Raw genomic sequence first — 21,276 nt, forward strand, 5'->3', positions numbered from 1 at the left:
ATCTCCAGCCCCCCGAACCAGACAACTTGCCAAGCAGCGCACCCAGCGGTTTCGGCCGATATCCAACCCGCCTTTTCAGATGCCCAAACGCATGTCCCGCGCCTTCCCTCATGTCGCCAGCCAACCCAGCAATCGCCGGGACCTAAAGGATCCAGCCTCCACCCGATCCAATCTCGACAGGCGCCGACGGAGAACCATCACATACGACATGCAGAGCCTAGGTGCCGTCCAAACGGTATTTATAAGACCCTCCAGAAGCCTTCGCTTCCCCAGAACAAGTTTGCGGCTTTCTATTCAACAAGAAATCCCAAATCATATTCCGAATATCGAGACTAACAGGCATATCGACAGGTGAGAAGCCCTTTAAGAAGATGATGACATTGCAATAAATGACAATTTTATCTTATCATGCATAGCAATCCTGGCGGGCTGCAACCTGCGCTATAAAAACTTGCGGGAAGTTTCGTATCGGGCTTCTACGTATTCGCTGTCGCTTCCGCAGAGGAATCACGACGCGGAACAATCATCGTCGCGCGGGACATGGACTTCCATTTGGAACTATGCTCGAATCCGCAAAAAACCAGATGAGGAAACGGTCGAGAGGACTGCAAGCCGACACCCTGCCGGTTTGCGACAGGTCTCCGACAGGGCTGTGAGGACATATGCTTCAAGGCTGGGTCGTCGTTGTCTCGGCGCTCGTGTATATCGGCCTCCTTTTCGCGGTAGCCAGCTATGGAGACCGGGTCGCGCGAAACAAGAGACGGCCTGCGGGGCGTCCGGTCATATATGCCCTTTCCCTCGCCGTCTACTGTACCTCCTGGACCTTCTTCGGCTCGGTCGGACAGGCCGCGCAAGACGGACTGCAGTTCCTTACGATCTATATCGGCCCGGCCATCGTCATCGCGCTCGGCTTCCCGCTGCTCAGGCGGATCGTCAGGCTGGCGAAAGCCGAGCGGATCACCTCCATCGCGGATTTCATTGGGGCGCGCTATGGCAAGAACCAATGGGTCGCGGCGGTCGTCACCATCATCGCGGTGTGCGGCACCATCCCCTACATTGCCTTGCAGCTGAAGGCCGTCTCCCTTTCCACGACGACCCTCTTCGTGGGGGCGGGGGCCCCCGCCGGCATGCCGGTGGACTGGATGATCAGCGATATCGCGCTGCTGGTTGCATTGGGCATGGCGGTCTTCGCCGTGGCGTTCGGCACCCGCCATATCGATGCAACGGAGCATCAGGAGGGGCTGATGCTGGCGGTTGCGACCGAGTCCATCGTCAAGCTGATCGCCTTCCTCGCGGTAGGGCTCTACGTCACCTTCGGCATGTTCGACGGCCCTGGCGATCTGCTCAAGGCCGCACAGGCAATCCCCACCACCGCAAACGTCTTCACCGCCCCCATGAACGGCAACATGTGGATGGTGATGACGACGCTCTCTCTGTTCGCCGCCATCATGCTCCCGCGCCAGTTTCACGTGACCGTGACGGAGAACAACAATGTGGGCGAGCTTCGCCTCGCGCGCTGGATGTTTCCGCTCTATCTGGTGCTGATCAATCTCTTTGTCGTACCGATCGCCGCCGCAGGACTGCTCACCTTCGGCGGCGCGGTCGACGCCGACATCTTCGTGCTCGCGCTGCCCATGGTTGCCGACCAGCCGATCTTTACAATGCTTGCCTTCATCGGCGGCCTGTCTGCCGCGACCGCAATGGTGATCGTGGCCTGCGTGGCGCTTGCGATCATGATTTCCAATGATCTGGTCATTCCGCTGGTCTTGCGCAGGCGGGTCGACAATCCCGACACCATGCGGGACATGGGGCGTTTTCTGCTTCATGTCAGACGCACCGCGATTTTCGCAACCCTGCTTCTGGCCTATGCCTATTACCGGGCCGCCGGTGACAGCGCCGCCCTCGCCTCCATCGGCCTGCTTTCCTTTGCCGCGATCGCCCAGTTTGCGCCCGCCTTTTTCGGCGGACTGTTCTGGCGGCGCGCGACTGCGCGCGGGGCCATCCTGGGCATGACCGTGGGCTTTGCGATGTGGTGCTACACATTGCTATTGCCAACCTTCGCCGATTCCGGCCTCCTGCCCAGCACCTGGCTGACCGACGGTCCGCTCGGCATCCTCTTCCTGCGGCCACAGGCGTTGTTCGGCATCGATGCCGATCCGCTGGTGCATGGTTTCCTCTGGGCTTTGGCGCTGAATATCCTGGCTTATGTCTTCGGCTCCCTGAGCCGGGCGCCGGAACCCATCGAGCGGCTTCAGGCCAACCTGTTCCTGCCCGACGAATTCTCCCCGTCCCCCTCCCTGCGGCTTTGGCGCACCGCTGTGACCGTGGGTGACCTGCGCAGTACCGTCGCGCGTTATCTGGGCGCAGAGCGGACCGACCGTTCGTTTGAACGCTTCGCGCGCGAACAGTCCATTCCGCTCGATCCCAACGCGCAGGCCGAAGCGCGCATGCTGCGCTTTGCCGAACAGCTCCTGGCGAGCGCCATTGGTGCGGCCTCCTCGCGTCTTGTTCTGTCCCTGCTTGTGAAACGGCGCGATCCGGCCACCAAGGGGGCGATGAAGCTGCTGGACGACGCCTCCGCAGCCATTCAATACAACCGCGACCTGCTCCAGACCGCGCTCGATCAGGTGCAACAGGGCATTTCCGTTTTCGATCAGGACCTGCGGCTGATCTGCTGGAACCGGCAATTTCGCGAATTGCTGGGCCTGCCGCCGGAATATGGCCAGGTGGGAACGCCGCTCGACGCGATCCTGCGCTATAATGCGGAACGCGGAGAATTCGGCCTCGCCCCCGTCGAGACGCTCGTCAATGAACGGCTGGAAGGGCTGGCGGTGCGCATGGATACGTTCCAGGACCGCATCGCCTCCACCCAGACGGTTCTGGAAGTGCGCACCAGCCCCATGCCCGGCGGCGGGATCGTGACCACCTATACCGACATCACCGAGCAGGTTCATGCGGAACAGGCACTGGCGCGTTCCAACGAGACGCTTGAGCGGCGCGTGCGCGAACGCACCGAGGAACTGACCCACGTCAATGAGGAACTGGTGCGCGCCAAGCGGGAGGCGGACGAGGCCAATCTCTCCAAGACCCGGTTTCTGGCCGCCGCAGGGCACGACATCCTGCAACCGCTCAACGCCGCGCGCCTTTATGCGGCCAGCCTGATGGAACGGTTCGAGGCCGGGCGAGATTTCGACCTGGTGCGCAATGTCGAGCTGTCGCTGGATTCGGTGGAGGAAATCCTGGGGGCTGTGCTTGATATCTCCCGTCTCGACACCGGCCAGATGCAGACGGAAATCTCAAGTTTCCGCCTCGACACGATCCTCAACCAGCTGCGACGGGAATTCGAGCCTGTGGCGCGGGAGAAGAACCTCGACCTGCGCATTCTGGCGACAGACCTGACCGTACGCTCCGACCGGCGCCTGTTACGCCGCCTGCTGCAGAACCTCGTCTCCAACGCGATCAAATACACCAATTCCGGGCGTATCCTTGTGGGCTGCCGCCGGCATCGCAATCGCGTCAATATCGAGGTTCTCGACACGGGCATTGGCATTCCCGCTTCCAAGCGCGAGGAGATCTTCGAGGAATTCCGCCGGCTGGATGACGGTGCACGCGTGGCGCGCGGACTTGGTCTCGGTCTTTCCATCGTGGAGCGCATCTCCCGCGTTCTGGATCACCCGGTGTCGTTCACATCGCGTGTGAATGGCGGCCTCTCGCGTGGCAGGAGTGGATCGCGCTTTGCGGTGACTGTGCCGCTGGCCGCCACCATTCCGGCTGAAGAACCGCCCGCCAGCCAGCCTTTGCCGAAGAACTCCAGCCTGCAGGGCATGCTGGTGGCCGCGCTCGACAACGAAGAAAGCATCCTGGCTGGCATGGAGGCGCTGTTGGCGGGCTGGCAGTGCAGGACGTTAACCGCACTCGATCCCGCGGAGGCTGCGATGAAGATCGCCGATTTCGGCGAGACCCCCGAGGTGCTGCTGGTTGATTACCATCTGGACCATGGCAGCGGTATCGACGCAATCGTCCAACTGCGGTGGAAATTCGGGGCGGATATCCCGGCCATCCTGATCACCGCGGATCGCACACCGGCCGTGCGCAAGGATGCGGATTCCCGCGACATCCACCTTCTCAACAAGCCCCTCAAACCGGCGGCTCTTAGGGCCTACCTGACACGTTTGCGCAGCGAGGCGCGCAAACCTGCCAGGGCGACGGAACCGGCCGCCCAATAGGGGCCGCGCCACAGGCAGCCAAGCGGGCCGACACGGCTATCGCCCGGAACTCACTTCTGACTGGATGGAAAAGACGCCCCCCGCGAAAGGGCAACCATTCGGCGGGCCGCAGTGCCGGACTGGCGGCGCCAACGCGAGGCCGGGCCGCCAGACGCCCTATTCGGTCACTGCCGCCTGCCACTGACCGTTTTCGATCTTGGAGGCCGCAATCACGGCCTGTGTCCGGCTTTCCACGCCGAGCTTTTGAAGAATGGCGGAGACGTGGGCCTTCACCGTGGCTTCCGAAACAGAAAGCTCGTAGGCGATCTGCTTGTTGAGAAGCCCTTCGCTCAGCATCATCAGGACGCGCACCTGTTGCGGCGTGAGCGTTGCAAGGCGCTGCACAAGTCCCGCCGTCTCGTCGTCCGCCCCCATATCCACATCGGTGGGCGTCCAGACCTCTCCGGCCATGACCATTTCCACCGCATCGCGAAGCGTATCGATGCCCAGTGACTTGGGAATGAAGCCTGCCGCGCCGAATTCCATGCAGTTGCGAATGGCGGACGGCTCTTCGTTCGCCGAAACAATGACGACCGGAACGCCGGGATATTGGGCCCGCAGATACATCAGACCCGAATAGCCGCGCATGCCCGGCATGGTCAGATCGAGCAGGACAAGATCGACATCGCCGCTGGCTTCAAGACGCGCGCATACGTCTTCCAGCGTCCCGGCCTCGAGGATGTTCGCGCCCGGATACATGCTCTCGATCGACTGGCGCAACGCGCCACGAAACAGCGGATGATCATCCGCGATGATGAAATTATACGATGGCTTGTCCGCCAAACCGCATGTCCTCCCTTACCCCCCGGACGCGCGTGCCATTTTCGGAGCCAACCAAGACGATCGTCGTTGCGACCTCCCGGCTCATCCCTTCGGCACCTTGCCACACGCGCCCTTACGACATTGGACGTTTAACGGTCCCGGCAACAGGCATCGAAGCCGCCACCGAGGCCCGCGCCGTTCGTCCTGCCGGCAACCGTTATTGTCACGTTCCAAACCGGCCTGATAATAGTGATAAGCTTTCCGGGGCAAACAGGCAAACACCTGTTTTTCGGTCAGGTTCGACTGACGCGTGACGATGCCCGCTTGGTCTTCCCTGCGTGCAGGTTTTCATGGATAAAGCGGTCAGGATCGGTGTGCGGCGATATTGTACGCACAAATAACTCAGAGGACAGGTTGTGAGGCAGAGAGAATCCGCGCTCAAGGCATGGACGCAAACAACGCTGCTCGCAGCGGCAACGCTTCTGCTCTGGGCGGTGGTGAGTTTCGGCGCGCTCATTGACGCTTGGGCCTTCAAGCAGGCCCCGTCGTTTGCCGGAACGTCGGTTTTCCTCAATCCCGCGCTTGGGGCACCAGTCGTGATGATCGGGATTGTCTTTCTCTTCTGCAGGCTGCAATCGCGCATCGAGCGCAAGCACGGGATACGCAAAAATGGCTGAAACGGATCTTGCGGGCGTCTCGGCAGAAGACGGGGCGGCATCGCGTGTGCGCGGGCGCGTCTTGTTCCATGTCGCGCTCGCCACCAGTTTCGCCTTCATGCTGTTTGCGCTTCTGGTGCTGGAGCGGCTCGGGCTTCCGCAGGTTCTGATCAGCCTTGCGATCATCTCCGTCAGCCTGATTGTCTTTGTCGTGGCGAGCCTCGTTGCCGCGACCATGCGCCTGACGGACTATTTCGTGGCGGCACGGCAGTTGCCGTCTTTGCACAACGGCATGGCGATGGCATCCGACTGGATTTCCGGTTCGCTCTTTCTCGGCCTTGCCGCGGTGCTCTACACGCAGGGCGCTTCGGCGACCCCCTATGTGGTCGCTTCCTGCGCGGGCCTTGTCTTGATGGCGGTGCTGTTTGCCCCCTATCTCAACCGATCCGGCGCGCTCACGCTTCCCGACTTTCTCACCACGCGCTTTTCTCACCGCGCCGTCGGCGGGATTGCCATGGCCGTGATTGTCGCCACCGCGCTTCCCCTTCTTGCCGCCCAGTTCATCCTGACCGGTTTCATTGCCGCGAATTTCCTGCCCCTGGCGCGCGAGACGGCCATTGTGGGAACAGCGTCTCTTGCGGTCATCATCGCCCTGCTTGGCGGCATGCGCGCGCTGACCTGGTCGCAGATCGCCCAGTACATCCTGATCGCGGTTGCCTTCCTGCTGCCGCTTGCGGTGCTCTCGATGGGATCTGACGGTCAACCGGTTCCCCAATTCGCGCTTGCCACCGTGCTGAGCGAGATCGGGAGGATCGTCGGATCGGACGGCCCCGCCGCTGGCGCGACGGCCGCGCAAGGCGGCTTCGATCTGCCGATCATGCTCTGCCTCATTCTGGCCAGTGCGAGCCTTCCCCATATTCTGACCCGATTTCTGGCGGCCGCCAGTCCCTCGCAGGCTCGGCGCAGTGCCGCATGGGGGCTGGGCTTCGTCGTCCCGATCGTGACGGCGGCGCCCCTGTTTGCCGCCTTTGTCACGCTCGAAATCCTGCTTGGTATCGATGGCGCGTCCATCGACATGGTGCCCGACTGGGTCATCGAGCTTGGCTCCAAGGGCCTTTTCACCATCTGCGGTGCGCCCGCGATCTCTGCTGAGGCCATCGCCCAGGCGTGCGGGGACGGGACCATCACGCAGACCACGCTCGCCATGTCGGATGTCTCGCTGGACCCGCGTGCGGTCGTCCTCGGCCTTCCGGCCATCGCGGGCATGAGCATGACGCTGGAAGCCCTGCTCGCCGCGGGCGCTGTCGCGGCCACGCTGTCCAGCGCGGCGAGCCTGCTGCTGACCGTCGCCAACACGCTGTGCCATGACGGCTTTCACAAGCTCCTTGCCCCGCGGGCCCCGGCTGCGGCGCGGCTCTTCATGGCGCGCATCCTGCTGATCCCGATTGCAGCCCTCACAGCCTATGTCGCGCAGCAGGCCGTTCAGGCAAACGCCCTTCCCGCAAACCTGTTGCCTGCCTTCTGGGCGCTCGCCATTGCGGCTTCCGGACTGTTTCCGGTGCTGGTGGGGGCCATCTGGTGGAAGCGCACCAACATGAGCGGCGCGGTTGCCGCCATGTTTTGCGGGGTGACCGTCGCGATTGTCGTGCTGGCCACGGGAGGCGCGGTGGATCTGCCTTTCGCAGATGCGGGAATGCTGCCGCTGCCCGGTCGCACGGTCCCGGCCATTCTCTTCGGACTTCTCGCAGGTGTCTGCGCACTCGTCGCCGGCAGCCTCGTCACCTCACCTCCGTCCCAGGAGGCGCGCGATTTCGTGACAATGATCCGCGGCGGCACAAAGCCGCCGACAGCGCGCGACCGTGCGGTTTGACGCGGACCGCAGCTGGCGCGCCCGCCCGCGTGACGTCAATGGACGCTACGTAATCGACTTGGCAGTTACAACAGGGACCGTTAGCGTCCCTCAACGACAGAACCGCTGAGAGATTGCAAACCATGAAGATCGATCCCGCCCTTTTCCTCGGTAGCGCCATCAGCGAAGAGACCCGACGTTTCAACGCGGAGAAGGTTGCCGAGCTGGAAGCCCTGCCAGACAGCTGGAGCGTTCCGCCGGCGGTGGTGCGCGAACTCAGGGCCCAGGGGCGCGGCGCCTTCCCGATGCCGCCCAAGTGCCCGCGCGCACAGGTTTTGACGATCGAGGGTCCCCATGGCCCGATCCAGATCCGCCAGATCCTGCCGGAACGCGGGGAGCCTACCGGCGTCTATCTCCATATCCATGGCGGCGGCTGGACGTTTGGCTCCTCTGATGGTCAGGATGACCGGCTGGAGGAAATTACCCGCACGACCGGCGCGGTCGCTCTTTCCATCGAATACCGGCTGGCGCCAGAGAGCCCATATCCGCACGGACCCGACGATTGCGAGACAGCGGCTCTGTGGCTTTTCGATCAGTCGCCCTTTGCTCATCTGCCGGTCGTCATTGGCGGGGAATCTGCCGGGGCGCATCTCTCCGTCGTCACGATGGTGCGCCTGCGAGACCGCCACGGCATGACGCCCTTTTCAGGCGCGGTGCTCACCGCCGGATGCTACGATCTCTCGCTGACGCCGAGCGCGCGCAACTGGGGAACGGAAAAGCTGATCCTCAACACCCGCGACATCACGAATTTCGTGCGCTGCTTTCTGGGCGCGGACGGAGATGCGATGCCCGCCGACATCTCGCCGCTTCGCGCCAACCTTCATGCCCTGCCGCGCGCGCTCTTCTCCGTCGGCACGAGAGACGCCCTGCTCGACGACAGCCTGTTCATGGCCCAGCGCTGGCTGGCGGCGGGCAACGATGCCGAACTTTCAATCCATCCCGGCGGGTGCCATGTATTCCAGGCCTTCCCTCTGGAAATTTCCAGACAGAGCAATAGCGAGATCGACGCCTTCATCCGGGCTGCCTTCGCCGGGAAACGCTAGCCTGCCCCGGCGCGAAACAATTGCAGGATCGCTCGGTTCTCTATAGATGGACAGGACACCATTTTTTTCAGGCGATATACGGCGATGGCCTGTCATACGGTTTGCGCCTGAAATCGCACGATGGCTGATGGCCACCGGCCAAAAGAAGAATCGGAATATCCATGCCCGCCCTCGAAACGCTGCGCTCCTTCGTAAACACCTGGGAATGCGACGAGAACGATCATCTCAATGTTCAGTTCTATTTTGCAAAATTCGAGGAGGCCGACCGCCAATTCCGTTTCATGACGGGGTTCAGCGAAGCGCAAGCGGGGCCGCGCCGTGTGCGCCATGTGCGCTATCACGGCGAGATGTTCGTCGGGTCACTGGTGGAAATCACCTCCCATGCGGCCTTTGACGGCCCCTACATGCTGAGCATCGTTCATGTGATGCGCGACCGGTCCACCGGACGCATCGCGGCGACGGCGCTTGACGGCTATGCCCCCTCCGATCGGGCCATCAAGGACATTCGCAAGCGCCTGGACAACGTGATCGAGGAGATGCCCGCCGTCGCCGCTCCGCGCTCCTTCGAGGCGGTGCCCGCCTCGCTCGATGCAAAGGACGCGGAGCTGCGGGCCGCCAATGCCCAACTCATTACGAGGGCCACGGTGCTGCCGCGCGATTGCGTGCTTGACGGAAATGCCGACGACCGTTTCGTGCTTGCCTGCCTCACCGACGGTGCGCCCCATCTTTGGGAAAGCGCCGGGATGACGCGCCCCTGGCTCGACAAGAACGACTATGGGCGCGTGGCGCTGGAAATGAAGCTGACACGCGGCATGCCGATCAAGGCGGGCACGGTGCTGCATGTGCTGTCCGGCATCACGAGCGTGGGCGACAAGACCTTCACCTTCCGCCATCACGTTTTCGAAAGCGCCTCCCAGCGCCTCATCGCGGTGATGGATGTGACCGCGATCATCATGGATCTGGAAAACCGCAAGGCCGTGAAGCTGTCAGAAGACGCGCGCAACGGCCTTCGCTCCCACATGTTGGGCTGATCGGCGACAACATGAGACCCGACAGGGCGTGGCGGCCTTCCAAAGCCGCCACGGGACCTTGTCAGATCCGGTCGTCGAACTCGCGCCGAAGCGTCTTCACCATCCCGAAGAAGCGGCGCATGGCGCGTTCGGAAAACGCCATGAAGCGGTCGAACTCACGCTCTTCTTCCGGGGTGATCAGCGGCTGCGCAGGCGCGGCCTTCGGTGGGGCGGCTTCATTCGGGTCATTCGCTTCCGTGTCCCCGGGGGCGTTGCCGCGAGCCGCCTCAAGACGCGCTTCGAGTTGCGATACCCGCGCCTTCAGGCGATCGCGCTCCTCTTTCAGAGCCTTCGCCTCCGCTTCGTAGACCTGAGTGGCGTCGGGCACGGGCGCACATATCCAGCCGCCATACTTCGCACGGCACAAGGAAACCTGCCCCGTCTCTCGGTCAAGCCGCAACCAGCCATTGGCGGTTTCGCGCAGGGTATATCGGTCTGGGGCGGCCGGGTTCGCTTCATCCGGGCCAGCGCGTGCGGACCCTATCGGTGCGATGGCCAGACTGGCGAGAAAAAACGTCACGATCAGTCGCATCGAAACCTCCGGCATGAGGGTCAGGTCGGCCCCCGTGGGCGCGATCATCGGCGCCTGCGCGCGCGAATGCGAACCGGTGATATCCGGCTCGCTGGTCAAATCGGCCTGTAGGGCGCGCGGCCTGAGGCGAGCGCGTCCTCAAGCAGATCGAGACGATCCTGCCCCCAGAAAAGCTCCCCGTTCAAGATGTAGCACGGAGAGCCGAAAACGCCTGCGGCCGCGGCCTGGCGCGCATTCTCCGCATAGATCTCTTTGACGTTTTCCGAAAGCGCCGCCGTGATCAGGTCGCCCTTGTGCGCGCCCAGATCGTCGAGAATACCCGCAATCACGTGCTCATCGGCAATGTCGCGGTCCAGTTCCCAACAGGCCCGGAAGGCACGGCGCGCGAATTCCGCAACCTTGCCGCCGCTTTGCGCCAGAAAGATTGCCGTGCAATCGGCAAGCGTCGGGTCGGTTGGAAAATGGGCCGGACGAAGGTTCAGTGGCAGCCTCCTGATCTCGCGCCACCGTTGTAGTTCCAGCCAGCGATAGTCCTGCCGCGCGGGATGGCGCAAGGGGAGCGGAAGACCGCCGGTCTGGGAGAAAACCGCGCCCAGGTTCACCGGGAAAAAGCGCAGCGAAGCCCCATGCTTTTCCGCGATCTCAAGCAATCGATCGTGACCGAGATAGGCAAATGGCGAAATCAGAGTGAAGTAATAATCGATCGTCGCGCTCACACAGGAACCTCCCTGAGGACATGGCGCGTCGTTGCGCGCCACCAGAGCATGGCCGCGGCAACCCTTCAGGGCAAGTGAATCCACGATCCGCAATGTCCCCGAGGCGAAACTCCGACACCCCGGACACACAAGTGCGGGACGTCGATCAGACGTTTTCGTTGAAGATCGAGGCGATCAGCCACTCGCCCTCAATATTGACCAGGTGGTAGTGGCAGGTGAAGGCAAGAGCAACCTCGCCATCTGCGCGTTGCTGGCTCCAGCTCACGCTGGCCAGTGCTGTCGGGCCGGAAACGCTGAGCGCCTGAACCTCATACTCGGACTGAACGACACCTTCACTTTCGAGCACCTTCAAGAGGGCCTCGATGTTTTCCAGGAGGTCTTCGTCATCCTCGAACATGTTTCCACGGTCGAACTGCCAGATCACGACCGGATAGGCGAAAAGGTCGGCGATGGCATCGGCGTCGAAATCGTCGAACCCGCTGGCATAGGCCGCGAAGAGGTCCTGAATAGCACTCGTATCCGTTTCGGTCGTCATCGGCGTCGTCTTTCGTTGGTCACTCTTCTTGTCGCGCGTTTCTGCCGTTACGCGCTTCGCGTATCCGGGGCAGCGCGTGGCAGCCTGCCACGCTGTCCAGTTCCGTCAAGCGATGATCTGAACACTGGTTACAGACCGATATACCCCGTCGCACCTGCCAAGGCGATGGGGAACAGTTTCCTCCCTTGCACATCGTTCCGCAGAGCTACACTTACAAGGCATGAGCGCCGTCGAAAGGACGGGAAAGACGCCACCTCGATTGCGGTTCCGCGCTGTAATCACCACCAGGGACCGGCCATTGGACAAGGATGTGCAGGAGAATGGGCCTGCCCCGCTTCCACCCGACTTTGCCGCGTGGTTCGCGACACGTGGCTGGCGGGTGCGCGCGCATCAGCTCGCACTGATCGATCATGCCGCGCGTGGAAACTCGGTCCTGCTGATAGCCCCGACCGGTGCGGGCAAGACGCTCGCCGGTTTCCTGCCAAGCCTCATCGATCTCGCCCGCCAAGACGGCGCATCGGCAGAAAGGCGCACACCGCGCCGCGGTCCGCATACGCTCTACATTTCACCGCTCAAGGCTCTGGCCGTCGATATCGCGCGCAATCTGGAGACGCCGGTTGCCGAGATGGGGCTTCCCATCACCATCGAGACCCGCACCGGCGACACGCCCGCTCACAAGCGCCAGCGCCAGAAGCGGGTGCCGCCCGACATCCTGCTGACGACGCCGGAGCAGCTCGCCCTGCTGATCGCCGACCCGCAGGCATCGGAGTTCTTTGCCGATCTCACCACCGTCATTCTCGACGAATTGCATGCGCTTGTGACTTCCAAGCGCGGAGACCTGTTGGCGCTGGGGCTGGCCCGGCTCAGGAAACTCGCCCCGAACCTTCGCATGACGGGGCTTTCGGCAACCGTGGCGGAACCGGATGATCTGCGCGCCTATCTCGCCCCACAGAGACCGGGCAAGGACGCACCCCGCGCCCTTGCCGAACTGGTGACGGTGGCTGAGGGGGCCGAACCCGACATCACCATCCTGCCGTCCGAGGCCCGCATTCCCTGGGCCGGTCATTCCGCAGCCTATGCTCTGCCGGACATTTACGAGGCGATCCGCACGCATCGCACCGTGCTCGTCTTCGTCAACACGCGCAGTCAGGCGGAACGGCTCTTTCAGGAGCTGTGGCGGATCAATGACGACACTCTCGCCATTGCGCTCCATCACGGCTCGCTCGATGCGGGACAGCGGCGCAAGGTGGAAGCCGCGATGACAGCCGGGCAACTGCGCGCCGTCGTATGCACCTCATCGCTCGATCTCGGGGTCGATTGGGGCGATGTGGATCTTGTCGTCAATGTGGGGGCTCCCAAGGGCGCAAGCAGGTTGTCGCAACGCATCGGGCGGGCCAATCACCGCATGGACGAGCCTTCCAAGGCGCTGCTGGTGCCGGCCAACCGGTTCGAGGTGCTGGAATGCCGGGCCGCGCTTGAGGCATCGAAAGCAGGCGCGCAGGATGCGCCGGCGGGCCGGGCGGGCGGGCTCGATGTTCTGGCCCAGCACATTCTCGGGCTTGCCTGTGCAGGCCCGTTTGAGGAGCGGGAGACCTTCACCGAAATCGCCTCCGCCGAGCCCTATCGCGAACTCGATTTCGAGACCTTCCTGCGCTGCATCGATTTCGTGGCGACCGGCGGTTACGCGCTTCGCGCCTATGACCGTTATGCCCGGCTGAAGCGGCGGCCGGACGGGCTCTGGCGACTTGCCCACCCCCGGTTTGCGCAAGCATACAGGCTCAATGTCGGCACCATCGTGGAGGCGCCGATGCTCAAGGTGCGGCTCGGGCGCTCGCGTTCGCAAGGCAGACGCACGCCCGTGGGGCGTGGCGGCCGCGTTCTGGGCGAGGTCGAGGAGTGGTTCATTGAACAGCTCAGCCCCGGAGACACTTTCGTTTTTGCAGGCGAGATCCTGCGTTTCGAAGCCCTGCGCGAAAACGAGGCGCATGTGTCGCGCGCCCATTCAGCCGATCCGAAGGTGCCCGCCTATATGGGCGGCAAGTTTCCGCTCTCCACCTATCTGGCGGCAAGTGTGCGCGCGATGCTGGCGGAGGCGGAGCATTGGCAGGTGCTGCCGGATCAGGTGCGCGAATGGCTGGAGATCCAGCGCGAGAAGTCGCGCCTGCCGGAACGCGACGGGCTGCTGGTGGAGACGTTTCCCAGGAACTCGAAATTCTACATGGTCTGCTATCCCTTCGAGGGACGGCTTGCCCATCAGACGCTGGGCATGTTGCTGACGCGCCGACTGGAGCGCGCACGGTTGCGCCCGCTGGGCTTCGTCGCCAACGATTACGCGCTCGCGGTTTGGGGTCTTCGCGATATCGGAGAGGCCATTCACACAGGCAAATTGTCGCTCGACGCGTTGTTCGATGAGGACATGCTCGGCGACGATCTGGATGCGTGGCTTGCCGGATCTGCGCTGCTGAAGCGCTCCTTCCGCAACTGCGCGGTCATTGCCGGGCTGATAGAACGGCGACATCCCGGGCAGGAAAAGAGCGGGCGCCAGGTCACCGTTTCCTCCGACCTTATTTATGACGTTTTGCGTGAGCATGAACCGGACCACATCCTGCTCAGTGCAACATGGGCAGATGCGGCGACCGGCCTTCTCGACATTTCACGTCTGGGAGGGCTTCTGTATCGGATCCGGGCGAGAATCACACATACTCGTCTCGGTTACGTATCGCCGCTCGCGGTTCCGGTCATGCTTGAGATCGGTCGCGAGCCGGTTCATGGCGAGGCCAACGAAGCGCTCCTCGCCGAATTCGCAGATGAACTCATCGCGGAGGCCATGACGTGAATTTCGCTGCAACAGCCATCTGGCGGCATTTGCCGGTCGTTGACCGGCATGACGTGACCGTTGCGGGCGAAGTCATGACCTTGCACATCTCCGGCGCGCTGTGGTGGGAAAGCCAGCGCACGCTCATCGTCTCCGACCTGCATCTGGAAAAGGCGTCATCCTATGCCCGTCGCGGCGTGATGCTGCCCCCCTATGACACGGCCGTGACGCTTGACCGGCTGGCGACGGTCATCGACCATTTCCAGCCTGCGCGCGTCATCTCGCTGGGCGACAGCTTTCACGATGGAGATGCGGTGGCGCGCATGACGATGGGCGACCAGACCCACCTCGCCATGATGCAGCTTGGGCGCGAATGGGTCTGGATCAGCGGCAATCACGACCCGGAAGCCAGTTCAGGGTGTTTCGGCGACCATTGCGAAGAAATCGATCTGGCAGGCATCATCTTCCGGCACGAGCCGCTGGAAGATCGGGTGATGGGCGAGATTGCCGGGCACCTGCATCCGGCGGCGCGGGTGCGCAGGCATGGTCGCTCCCTTCGTCGGCGCTGTTTTGCGGGCGATGGAACCCGCCTCGTGCTTCCTGCCTTCGGCGCACTTACCGGCGGCCTCAACGTGCTGGAAGAGGCCTGGGACGAGATTTTCCCCAGCGATGCCTTTACCGCCTACCTGATCGGGGACGACCGGATATATCCGATCGCCTCAAACCGTCTGCGCGGCGACTGAACGCGCCTATTCCCTTCGGAAAATGACGCCAGCGAGCCAGCCCGTGGCGAGCGCCATGAGCACGGTCGCCAACCCGTAGATAACGGGATTGGTGTGAGCCAGTTCAAACGTGAACTGCTCAAACCCGGCCTTGCCGATCTTCAAGCTTCCGCTATGGCTCGTCAGAAGCGCCCCACCGCGGAACAGGGTCACCTCAACCTCGTAATTGCCGACGGGCACATTGGCTGGCAACGGCACGGTGGTGCGGAAAAGCGAGGGCGAGAGAAAGGTCACCGCATCCGTGCGTTCCGCATAAAGGCCATCCTGCAGCTTCAGGCGCAACAAGGCCTTGCGAAACTCTGCGATGCGTTGGGCATCCTCCTGCCCGGAGCCATCGCTGCGCATCGGCAGGTACTCGGCACCGATCTGCCGCGAATTCAGCACGGCGGTGTCGGCGATCTCCTCAAGAGGGCGGGTCGCATGCAATGCGTAGAAAGAGGGGATGTCGATGAACCGGACAGCGTCGTTGTTCACCCAGACGCCGAATACCCGCCCCTTGCGGCGGGTGACGGTCGTCTCCTTCGGCCCGCGGACCGTGACAACGATATCGTAGGGATCGGGGCGTTCCACGGTCACCGCATCACGCTCCACCGTGCCGAACACGACGATATCGGCCCCGGTGAAATTGGACGTGATGCTGATGGCCGGTTCCGACAGGGCCGTCACCAGCGTTTCCGCTTTCGCATCGCCCGCTTGCAAGACAAAGCCCACCGCACCGCCCAGCAGCACGCCAGCGGTGGTCATTGCCTTTTTCAAAGCGGATGAAAGCCGGGTCATTCGCCGCCTCCCGACAACACCGAGAGGGAGAAGAAATCTGCCGGTTCGAGCACCAGATCGACCGCAAAGCGCATGCCAACGGCCAGAACCACAAGTGCCAGAAGCGCGCGCAACTGCTCACCGCGCAGCTTTTGGCCGACCTGAGCGCCGAATTGGGCTCCGATCACGCCCCCGACCATGAGGATCAGCGCCAGAAGCGCATCGACCGACTGGTTCGTCGCGGCATGCAGCATGGTGGCGACCGCCATGGTCGCCAGGATCTGCAGCAACGAGGTCCCGATCACCACATTGGTGGGCACACGCAGCAGATAAATGAGAGCGGGCACCATGATGAAGCCGCCGCCGATGCCCAGCACAGCCCCCAGAAAGCCGATTGCGATGCCAATGCCCGCAATGGGAATGACGCTCACATAGAGGCGCGAGCGACGGAAACGAACCTTGAAAGGAAGGCCGTGCACCCAGTTGTGCTGCCCTGGACGGCGCAGCGTGACCGGCTTGCCGGAATGGCTGTGCAAAATCGCGCGAACGGATTCCACCAGCATCAGACCGCCGATCAGGCTCAGGAAGGAGACATAGGCGATGGAGATCGTGAGATCGAGCTGCCCTGCCGATTGCAGCAGCGAGAACAGCCAGACACCGATGGCAGAGCCGACGATGCCGCCGGACAGGAGAACCAGCGCCAATGGCAAATCGATCGACTTTCGCCGCCAGTAAGTCAGAACACCGGAAAAGGAGGATGCCACAATCTGCGTGGTGACGGTTGCAACCGCCACGGCCGGTGGAATGCCGGTGAAGATCAGGAGCGGCGTCAGCAGGAAGCCGCCGCCGATACCGAACATGCCCGACAGAAAGCCGACGACGCCCCCCATCGAGAGAATCATGAAGATGTTGACCGGCAGTTCGGCTATGGGGAGGTAAATCTGCAACGGTCCGGTCCGGTGCTCGGGGCGCGGCGCTTCGATGTGAACCGCTAACTCGCTCAGACGATCATGACGTTCAAAAATGCCAATATCGCGGCACCTTTAATCGATTCATGATCGCTGCGTCTTCTACTTTCACCTTTCGCCGTCGCGCCTGCAACGCCTTATGGTCGCACCATCCACCACCAAGGCAGAATGTCAGATGGAACGGCCGGCAAGCGTGCGCACCAGCTGGGAGTTGATGGCACCATCGACCGGCAGGCCAGCCTGAAACTGGAAGGCACGCACCGCATCAACCGTACGTGGCCCCAGAACACCGTCGGCAGGCCCCGCGTCATAGCCCAGACGCCCGAGCAGCGCCTGTGTCTGCTTGACGAGGTTCTGGCTGCTGTCGGCGGCATTGTCCGGCTTGGCCTTCCAGGCATCGTCGATTTCAACCGTGTTGGCTTCCGGCCTCACCGCCTTTTGCTGCCAGCTGCTTACCGCCTTGCGGGCTGCTGCAAGCTGGGGTTCCGGCAGGGTGTTTGCGATCTCGTCGCGCTTGGAAGCGGCATCGCTGTCGCCGAGCCGGGCGGCAATGGCGAACCACTTGTAGGAAGCCGCCAGATCCTTCGGCACGCCCAGTCCGCGCGCATAGAGCACACCAAGATTGAACTGGCTGTCGCGCACGCCATGTTCTGCCGCCATGCTGAACCAGCGGGCGGCGCGGGTGAAGTCGGGCTTGCCCAGCCCGCCATCGGCAAGCAGAACCGCCAGATTGTGCATGGCCTTGATATTTCCCTGATCGGCGGCGCGCTGATACCAGTTGCGCGCCTCATCAAGGTCACGGGACAGACCGCGGCCCTTCTCGTAGAAGCTGCCGAGGCGATACTGCGCCGGAGCAAGACCACCCTCGGCCGCACGGCGATACCATTGCGCAGCCTTCGCCAGATCGGCGGTCACGCCCTTGCCTTCGGTATAGCGCAGCGCAATCTCGAACTGGGCGCGCGGATCACCATCGGTGGCGGCCAGACGCAAGGCCAGCGGGCCAACTGCGGTGTCGGGCATGGGCTTCGAGGGCGTGCTTTCTCCTTGCGGCGCGTCCGCTCCCGCAGATGCGTCCGTTCCCGGCTGGAACCGACCGAAGGGCTGCACCGCGTCGGGAGCCCCGAAGCGCCCAGGAGCTGCTGCCGGGGGCTCGAATGTCACCGACTTGCCTGGCGTGCTGCTGGCGGCTGGCGGGATGACCCTGCCTTCGTTTGCGCTGGACTGCGCCGCAACACTTTTTTCCTCAGACGCACCTGCGGACGGGACCGCCGGGCGCTCGGAGGGCGTGTCTGTGCCCTCCGCAATGGGGGCAGGTTGCGGGGCGGGCGCATCGCTGGCGGGCGAGAGCATCCGGGAAACCTGAAGCGCGCCAATGGTGAGGATCACAGCGGCGGCGGCGAAAATCAGCGGACGGCGCAGACGCGAGCCGGACTTTGCGGGCGTTTCCTGCCCCAGATCCGCCGCCTTGCGCGCCTTGGCCGCCTTCGCCTTGACCTTTTCGGCCTTGGTCATGGGCGCGCGTTCGGAGGCCTCTTCCGGTGAAACCGGCGCAACCGTATCGTCACTGCGCGAACGTTTCAGCCGATCACGCAGCCAGGCGCCGCGGTCGCGACGCTCGCCATCGCCCTCATCCGTTTGATCGGCCCCGCCAGAAACCTCGGCGGCCGCCATCTGGGCGGCGCGGCGGGCGGCAGCGATGAAATCGGCCTTGCGATCACCGCTTCCCATCCGACTGCTGGTTTCTGAGGCCTGCGCGCGCAGAATGGCAGCAAGGTCGGGCTTGCCGCTTCCCGGCTCAAGCGGCAGATCCTCGACCCTCGAAAGATCCGGCGCGGCCGAGCCGTCCGCGCTCTCGCCCTCAGCCGCGTCCTTCTCCCGATCACCGTGAAGGGGCGGGTTGCGCGGCGGAAGGGACGACCGGCTCATCAACACCCGGCGACCGCCGCCGCCCATGGCCACTTCGGCGTAACCCAGGTTGCCTTCCCTTTCCGCGTCCTGCTCCAGATGGGCAAGGCGGGCAACAATGTCATTGAGGACCGACTGGACCTTGGCGAGCGAGTCATCGCTTTCGCGGCGATTGTCCTGCGCGGCTTCGAACAGGCGGGACAGATCTCCGCGAAGCGCGTCGATGGCGTCCCTGGAGCCGGGTGCGGCCTGCGCCTCGCCCGGCTGCGCAAGGCTGCCGCCTCCGGCAACCGCGGCATCGATACGCTCAAGGGCCGCTTCGATATGGCCGAGACCGGCAAGACGGTCCTCGGTGGCATCAAGCTGTCCGGCAATGACCGCGATCTGCTGCTCGATACGCTGCAGCTTGGAATCGTCGGCCGCACCGCCCGCGTCGATGACGAGCGAGCGCGCAAGCTGCTGGATCTGCGGTTCAATCGTGGCCGCAAGCGACCCGTTCTGCGTGAATTCCTGACGCAGCGCACTGACATCTTCGCGCAAGGCGGCGATATCGGAAGACGAAGGACTGGCCAGCCCACCTGTCTCCAGTGAGCCAGCTATGGCTGCGACCTGTGCATGAAGCTCATCGAGCTTGTCCGTCCCGACCCTCTCCGCCGCCGCATCGATGCGGGCGATGGCATCGTTCAGGGGGCGGGTGTCGATGGCAATTCCGTCCAGCGCGTCGAGCTTGCCGGTGATGCTCTCGATCCGGCCCTCCAGAAGGCCCAGCGCCTTCTCGAACTCGCCGGCATTCCCGCCCTGCCGCTCAATGCGGTCCAGGCGCCCGAGGATCTCGCCGAGACGATCATCCATGCGCTGCGAGACGCCGCCGGAGGAAGACTTGTCCTCCGCGAGCATGGAGGAAATCCGCTCCATACGGCTGTTGAGCTTGTTGAAGAGCCCGGGCTCCGGAAGGCGGTCCTCGAAGGCGAGAAGACGGTCGTGGAGGTCGCCCGGAGCGCCCGCCATCATGTCCTCGATGCGGGCAGCCATGTCGCGCAACTGGCCGTCCACATTTCGCACCAGATCGCGGACATCCAGATCACCGATGGCGGCGCGCAGCTCCCGCATCTCGTGTTCCAGGTGATCGAGATTGCCGTGACCTTCCAGTCCGTCCAGAACGCCGCGCGAGACAAGCGTCTCCAGCCGGTGGGAAAGATCTTCCAGACGATCGTCATAGGCGGCAAAGGTGCTGGCACGCGGAATATCGGCGAGCCCCTGCTCGATATCGTCAAGACGCTGATCGAGCGCCCGGAACAGATGCGGATCCTGCACCTGACGCCGCATGTCGTCGAGACGCTCGACCATGTGGGCATAGCCGGATTCCAGCGTCTTCATCGCGCCATCAATGTTCTGGCTGAGAACCAGATCGCGCAGGTCGGCAATCTCGGCGCGCACGTCGGCGCTCAGATCCGGGTCCGGCGCCTCGCGCTGCATGCGTTCCACCGATGCGATCAGGCGCGAGATGTCGCCCAGATCACGGTCGCTCAGGCCGTTGCGCTCGCGCCGCTCAATGGAGCGGCGCAGATCGGAAATCTCGTCACGCAGATCGGTGAATGCGCCGTCCTGCGGCTCGCGCAGGGAATCGATGCGGTTTGCGAGATCGCGGAAGTGGCGTTCGAAGTCCACGCCGCCCGGCGCATCACGTCCGCCGGAAAAGCCATGGCCGCCCGACAGGACGGGCGGTTCGCGCCCGTCATTGCGCTCGATTGCGGTGCTGCGCCTGTCATAGTCGCGCATGCGTTCTTCACGCTGCGGGTCGCGATCATAGCCGCGACGTCCGGCGGGCGGATTGTCCGCGTCCTGCGAACGGAAATCGGAGGCACGGCGGCGGGGCGTTTCCGCAGTCGCCTCCTGACGCGTGGGCGAAGGCGAAAGCTGCCGGAAAAGATCAGCGGGGCGCGGGTCGGCGGAGGCGCGGCGCTCGCTCAAGCGACGATCCTGCACGGGGCGCTCTTCCTTGTGTCGGGGGGCGGGGGCGGATTGCGGGCGATCGGACAGGGAGCGCACGCGCTCGTCGAGCTTGCCCAAAGCCTCCAGAACACGCTCCACGCGCTGGGTGCGTTCCTGCGGAGAGACATCGGGGGTGCGCTTGCGCGCCTCTTCTGTCGGCTGGGGCGCGAAAGAGGAGGAATCCCGCGCATCCGCACGACGGCGGTCCGCGGGCGAGAGGGGGCGCATGGCTTGCTGGCGGGCACCCGCAGGCTCGGCCTGTGCGCCTGCTTCCGCCAGGAGGCGGTCGAGCGCGCTGGCAATCTCGGAGATGTTGTCTTTGTCTGTGGCGCGGGGCGAGACGGAACGCGGAGACGCGGCGGTGCTGTCGCGAAGGCGTTCAGCTCTTTCGTATTCGGGACGCACCCTGTCGCGCCGGGCTTCGGGGGGCACGGCGTCGCGGGCGTGACCGGTCTCGGCGCGGATCACGGAATTCAGCCATTCGTCAACTGTCACGCCGGCGCGTTCAGCAGCCTCGACCGCTCTCTTCCGAGCATCGTTGTCCAGGTCACGAATGCTCCATGACATGAG

At 63.6% G+C, this 21,276-nt stretch carries 14 protein-coding genes; 7 read left to right on the forward strand and 7 right to left on the reverse strand.

Annotated elements, in window-relative coordinates:
• Nucleotides 1–662: 662 nt before the first annotated feature.
• The gene (locus ABGM93_RS09545) at nt 663–4,226 is read left to right on the forward strand and encodes a NahK/ErcS family hybrid sensor histidine kinase/response regulator (RefSeq protein ID WP_321505660.1); all 3,564 of its coding nucleotides are present in this window, start codon (nt 663–665) and stop codon (nt 4,224–4,226) included.
• A 156-nt stretch (nt 4,227–4,382) separates the two neighbouring features.
• Here ABGM93_RS09545 and ABGM93_RS09550 read toward each other — a convergent pair whose 3' ends face one another.
• A complete protein-coding gene (locus ABGM93_RS09550) occupies nt 4,383–5,048 on the reverse strand; it encodes a response regulator transcription factor (RefSeq protein ID WP_321505662.1) in 666 nt (221 codons plus the stop codon).
• A gap of 395 nt (nt 5,049–5,443) precedes the next feature.
• On the opposite strand from ABGM93_RS09550, the gene ABGM93_RS09555 reads away from it, so the two are divergent.
• The 4 genes from ABGM93_RS09555 (at nt 5,444) to ABGM93_RS09570 (ending at nt 9,666) form a co-directional block, all read left to right on the forward strand.
• Nucleotides 5,444–5,704: a sodium/substrate symporter small subunit gene (locus ABGM93_RS09555; protein WP_321505664.1), complete on the forward strand. Its 261-nt coding sequence runs from the start codon at nt 5,444–5,446 to the stop codon at nt 5,702–5,704.
• Nucleotides 5,697–7,553 carry a VC_2705 family sodium/solute symporter gene (locus tag ABGM93_RS09560; protein ID WP_321505666.1) on the forward strand — a complete coding sequence of 619 codons (1,857 nt, stop codon included), beginning with the start codon at nt 5,697–5,699 and terminating at the stop codon, nt 7,551–7,553. The genes ABGM93_RS09555 and ABGM93_RS09560 overlap by 8 nt, the downstream gene beginning before the upstream one ends.
• A gap of 122 nt (nt 7,554–7,675) precedes the next feature.
• Nucleotides 7,676–8,635, forward strand: a complete 960-nt coding sequence (locus ABGM93_RS09565) for an alpha/beta hydrolase (RefSeq protein ID WP_321505668.1) — start codon at nt 7,676–7,678, stop codon at nt 8,633–8,635.
• 161 nt (nt 8,636–8,796) lie between these two features.
• Nucleotides 8,797–9,666: a thioesterase family protein gene (locus ABGM93_RS09570; RefSeq protein WP_321505671.1), complete on the forward strand. Its 870-nt coding sequence runs from the start codon at nt 8,797–8,799 to the stop codon at nt 9,664–9,666.
• Between the two features lie 61 nt (nt 9,667–9,727).
• Here the strand turns inward: ABGM93_RS09570 and ABGM93_RS09575 are convergent, their stop codons facing one another.
• From ABGM93_RS09575 to ABGM93_RS09585, 3 genes are all read right to left on the reverse strand, one after another.
• Entirely contained in the window at nt 9,728–10,336 is a 609-nt protein-coding gene (locus tag ABGM93_RS09575) for a hypothetical protein (RefSeq protein ID WP_321505673.1), read from the reverse strand.
• Nucleotides 10,333–10,953, reverse strand: a complete 621-nt coding sequence (locus ABGM93_RS09580) for a 2-hydroxychromene-2-carboxylate isomerase (RefSeq protein WP_321505675.1) — start codon at nt 10,951–10,953, stop codon at nt 10,333–10,335. Before ABGM93_RS09580 ends, ABGM93_RS09575 begins: the two co-directional genes overlap by 4 nt.
• A 145-nt stretch (nt 10,954–11,098) precedes the next feature.
• Nucleotides 11,099–11,488 carry a nuclear transport factor 2 family protein gene (locus tag ABGM93_RS09585; protein WP_319772252.1) on the reverse strand — a complete coding sequence of 130 codons (390 nt, stop codon included), beginning with the start codon at nt 11,486–11,488 and terminating at the stop codon, nt 11,099–11,101.
• Nucleotides 11,489–11,786: 298 nt separating this feature from the next.
• Between ABGM93_RS09585 and ABGM93_RS09590 the strand changes: the two genes are divergently transcribed.
• Both ABGM93_RS09590 and pdeM read left to right on the forward strand, forming a co-directional pair.
• On the forward strand, nt 11,787–14,324 hold the full coding sequence (locus ABGM93_RS09590; RefSeq protein WP_321505677.1) for a ligase-associated DNA damage response DEXH box helicase: 2,538 nt from the start codon (nt 11,787–11,789) through the stop codon (nt 14,322–14,324).
• Complete coding sequence (pdeM, locus tag ABGM93_RS09595) at nt 14,321–15,046, forward strand: ligase-associated DNA damage response endonuclease PdeM (protein ID WP_321499040.1); 726 nt, start codon at nt 14,321–14,323, stop codon at nt 15,044–15,046. The genes ABGM93_RS09590 and pdeM overlap by 4 nt, the downstream gene beginning before the upstream one ends.
• A 6-nt stretch (nt 15,047–15,052) precedes the next feature.
• Here pdeM and ABGM93_RS09600 read toward each other — a convergent pair whose 3' ends face one another.
• From ABGM93_RS09600 to ABGM93_RS09610, 3 genes are all read right to left on the reverse strand, one after another.
• Nucleotides 15,053–15,862, reverse strand: a complete 810-nt coding sequence (locus ABGM93_RS09600; RefSeq protein WP_321499041.1) for a TIGR02186 family protein — start codon at nt 15,860–15,862, stop codon at nt 15,053–15,055.
• Complete coding sequence (locus ABGM93_RS09605) at nt 15,859–16,788, reverse strand: sulfite exporter TauE/SafE family protein (RefSeq protein WP_321499042.1); 930 nt, start codon at nt 16,786–16,788, stop codon at nt 15,859–15,861. Before ABGM93_RS09605 ends, ABGM93_RS09600 begins: the two co-directional genes overlap by 4 nt.
• 192 nt (nt 16,789–16,980) lie before the next feature.
• Nucleotides 16,981–21,201 carry a peptidoglycan-binding protein gene (locus ABGM93_RS09610; RefSeq protein WP_321499043.1) on the reverse strand — a complete coding sequence of 1,407 codons (4,221 nt, stop codon included), beginning with the start codon at nt 21,199–21,201 and terminating at the stop codon, nt 16,981–16,983.
• Nucleotides 21,202–21,276 lie beyond the last annotated feature (75 nt).

The organism is Breoghania sp. (assembly GCF_963674635.1).
In the GTDB taxonomy this organism is placed as follows: domain Bacteria; phylum Pseudomonadota; class Alphaproteobacteria; order Rhizobiales; family Stappiaceae; genus Breoghania.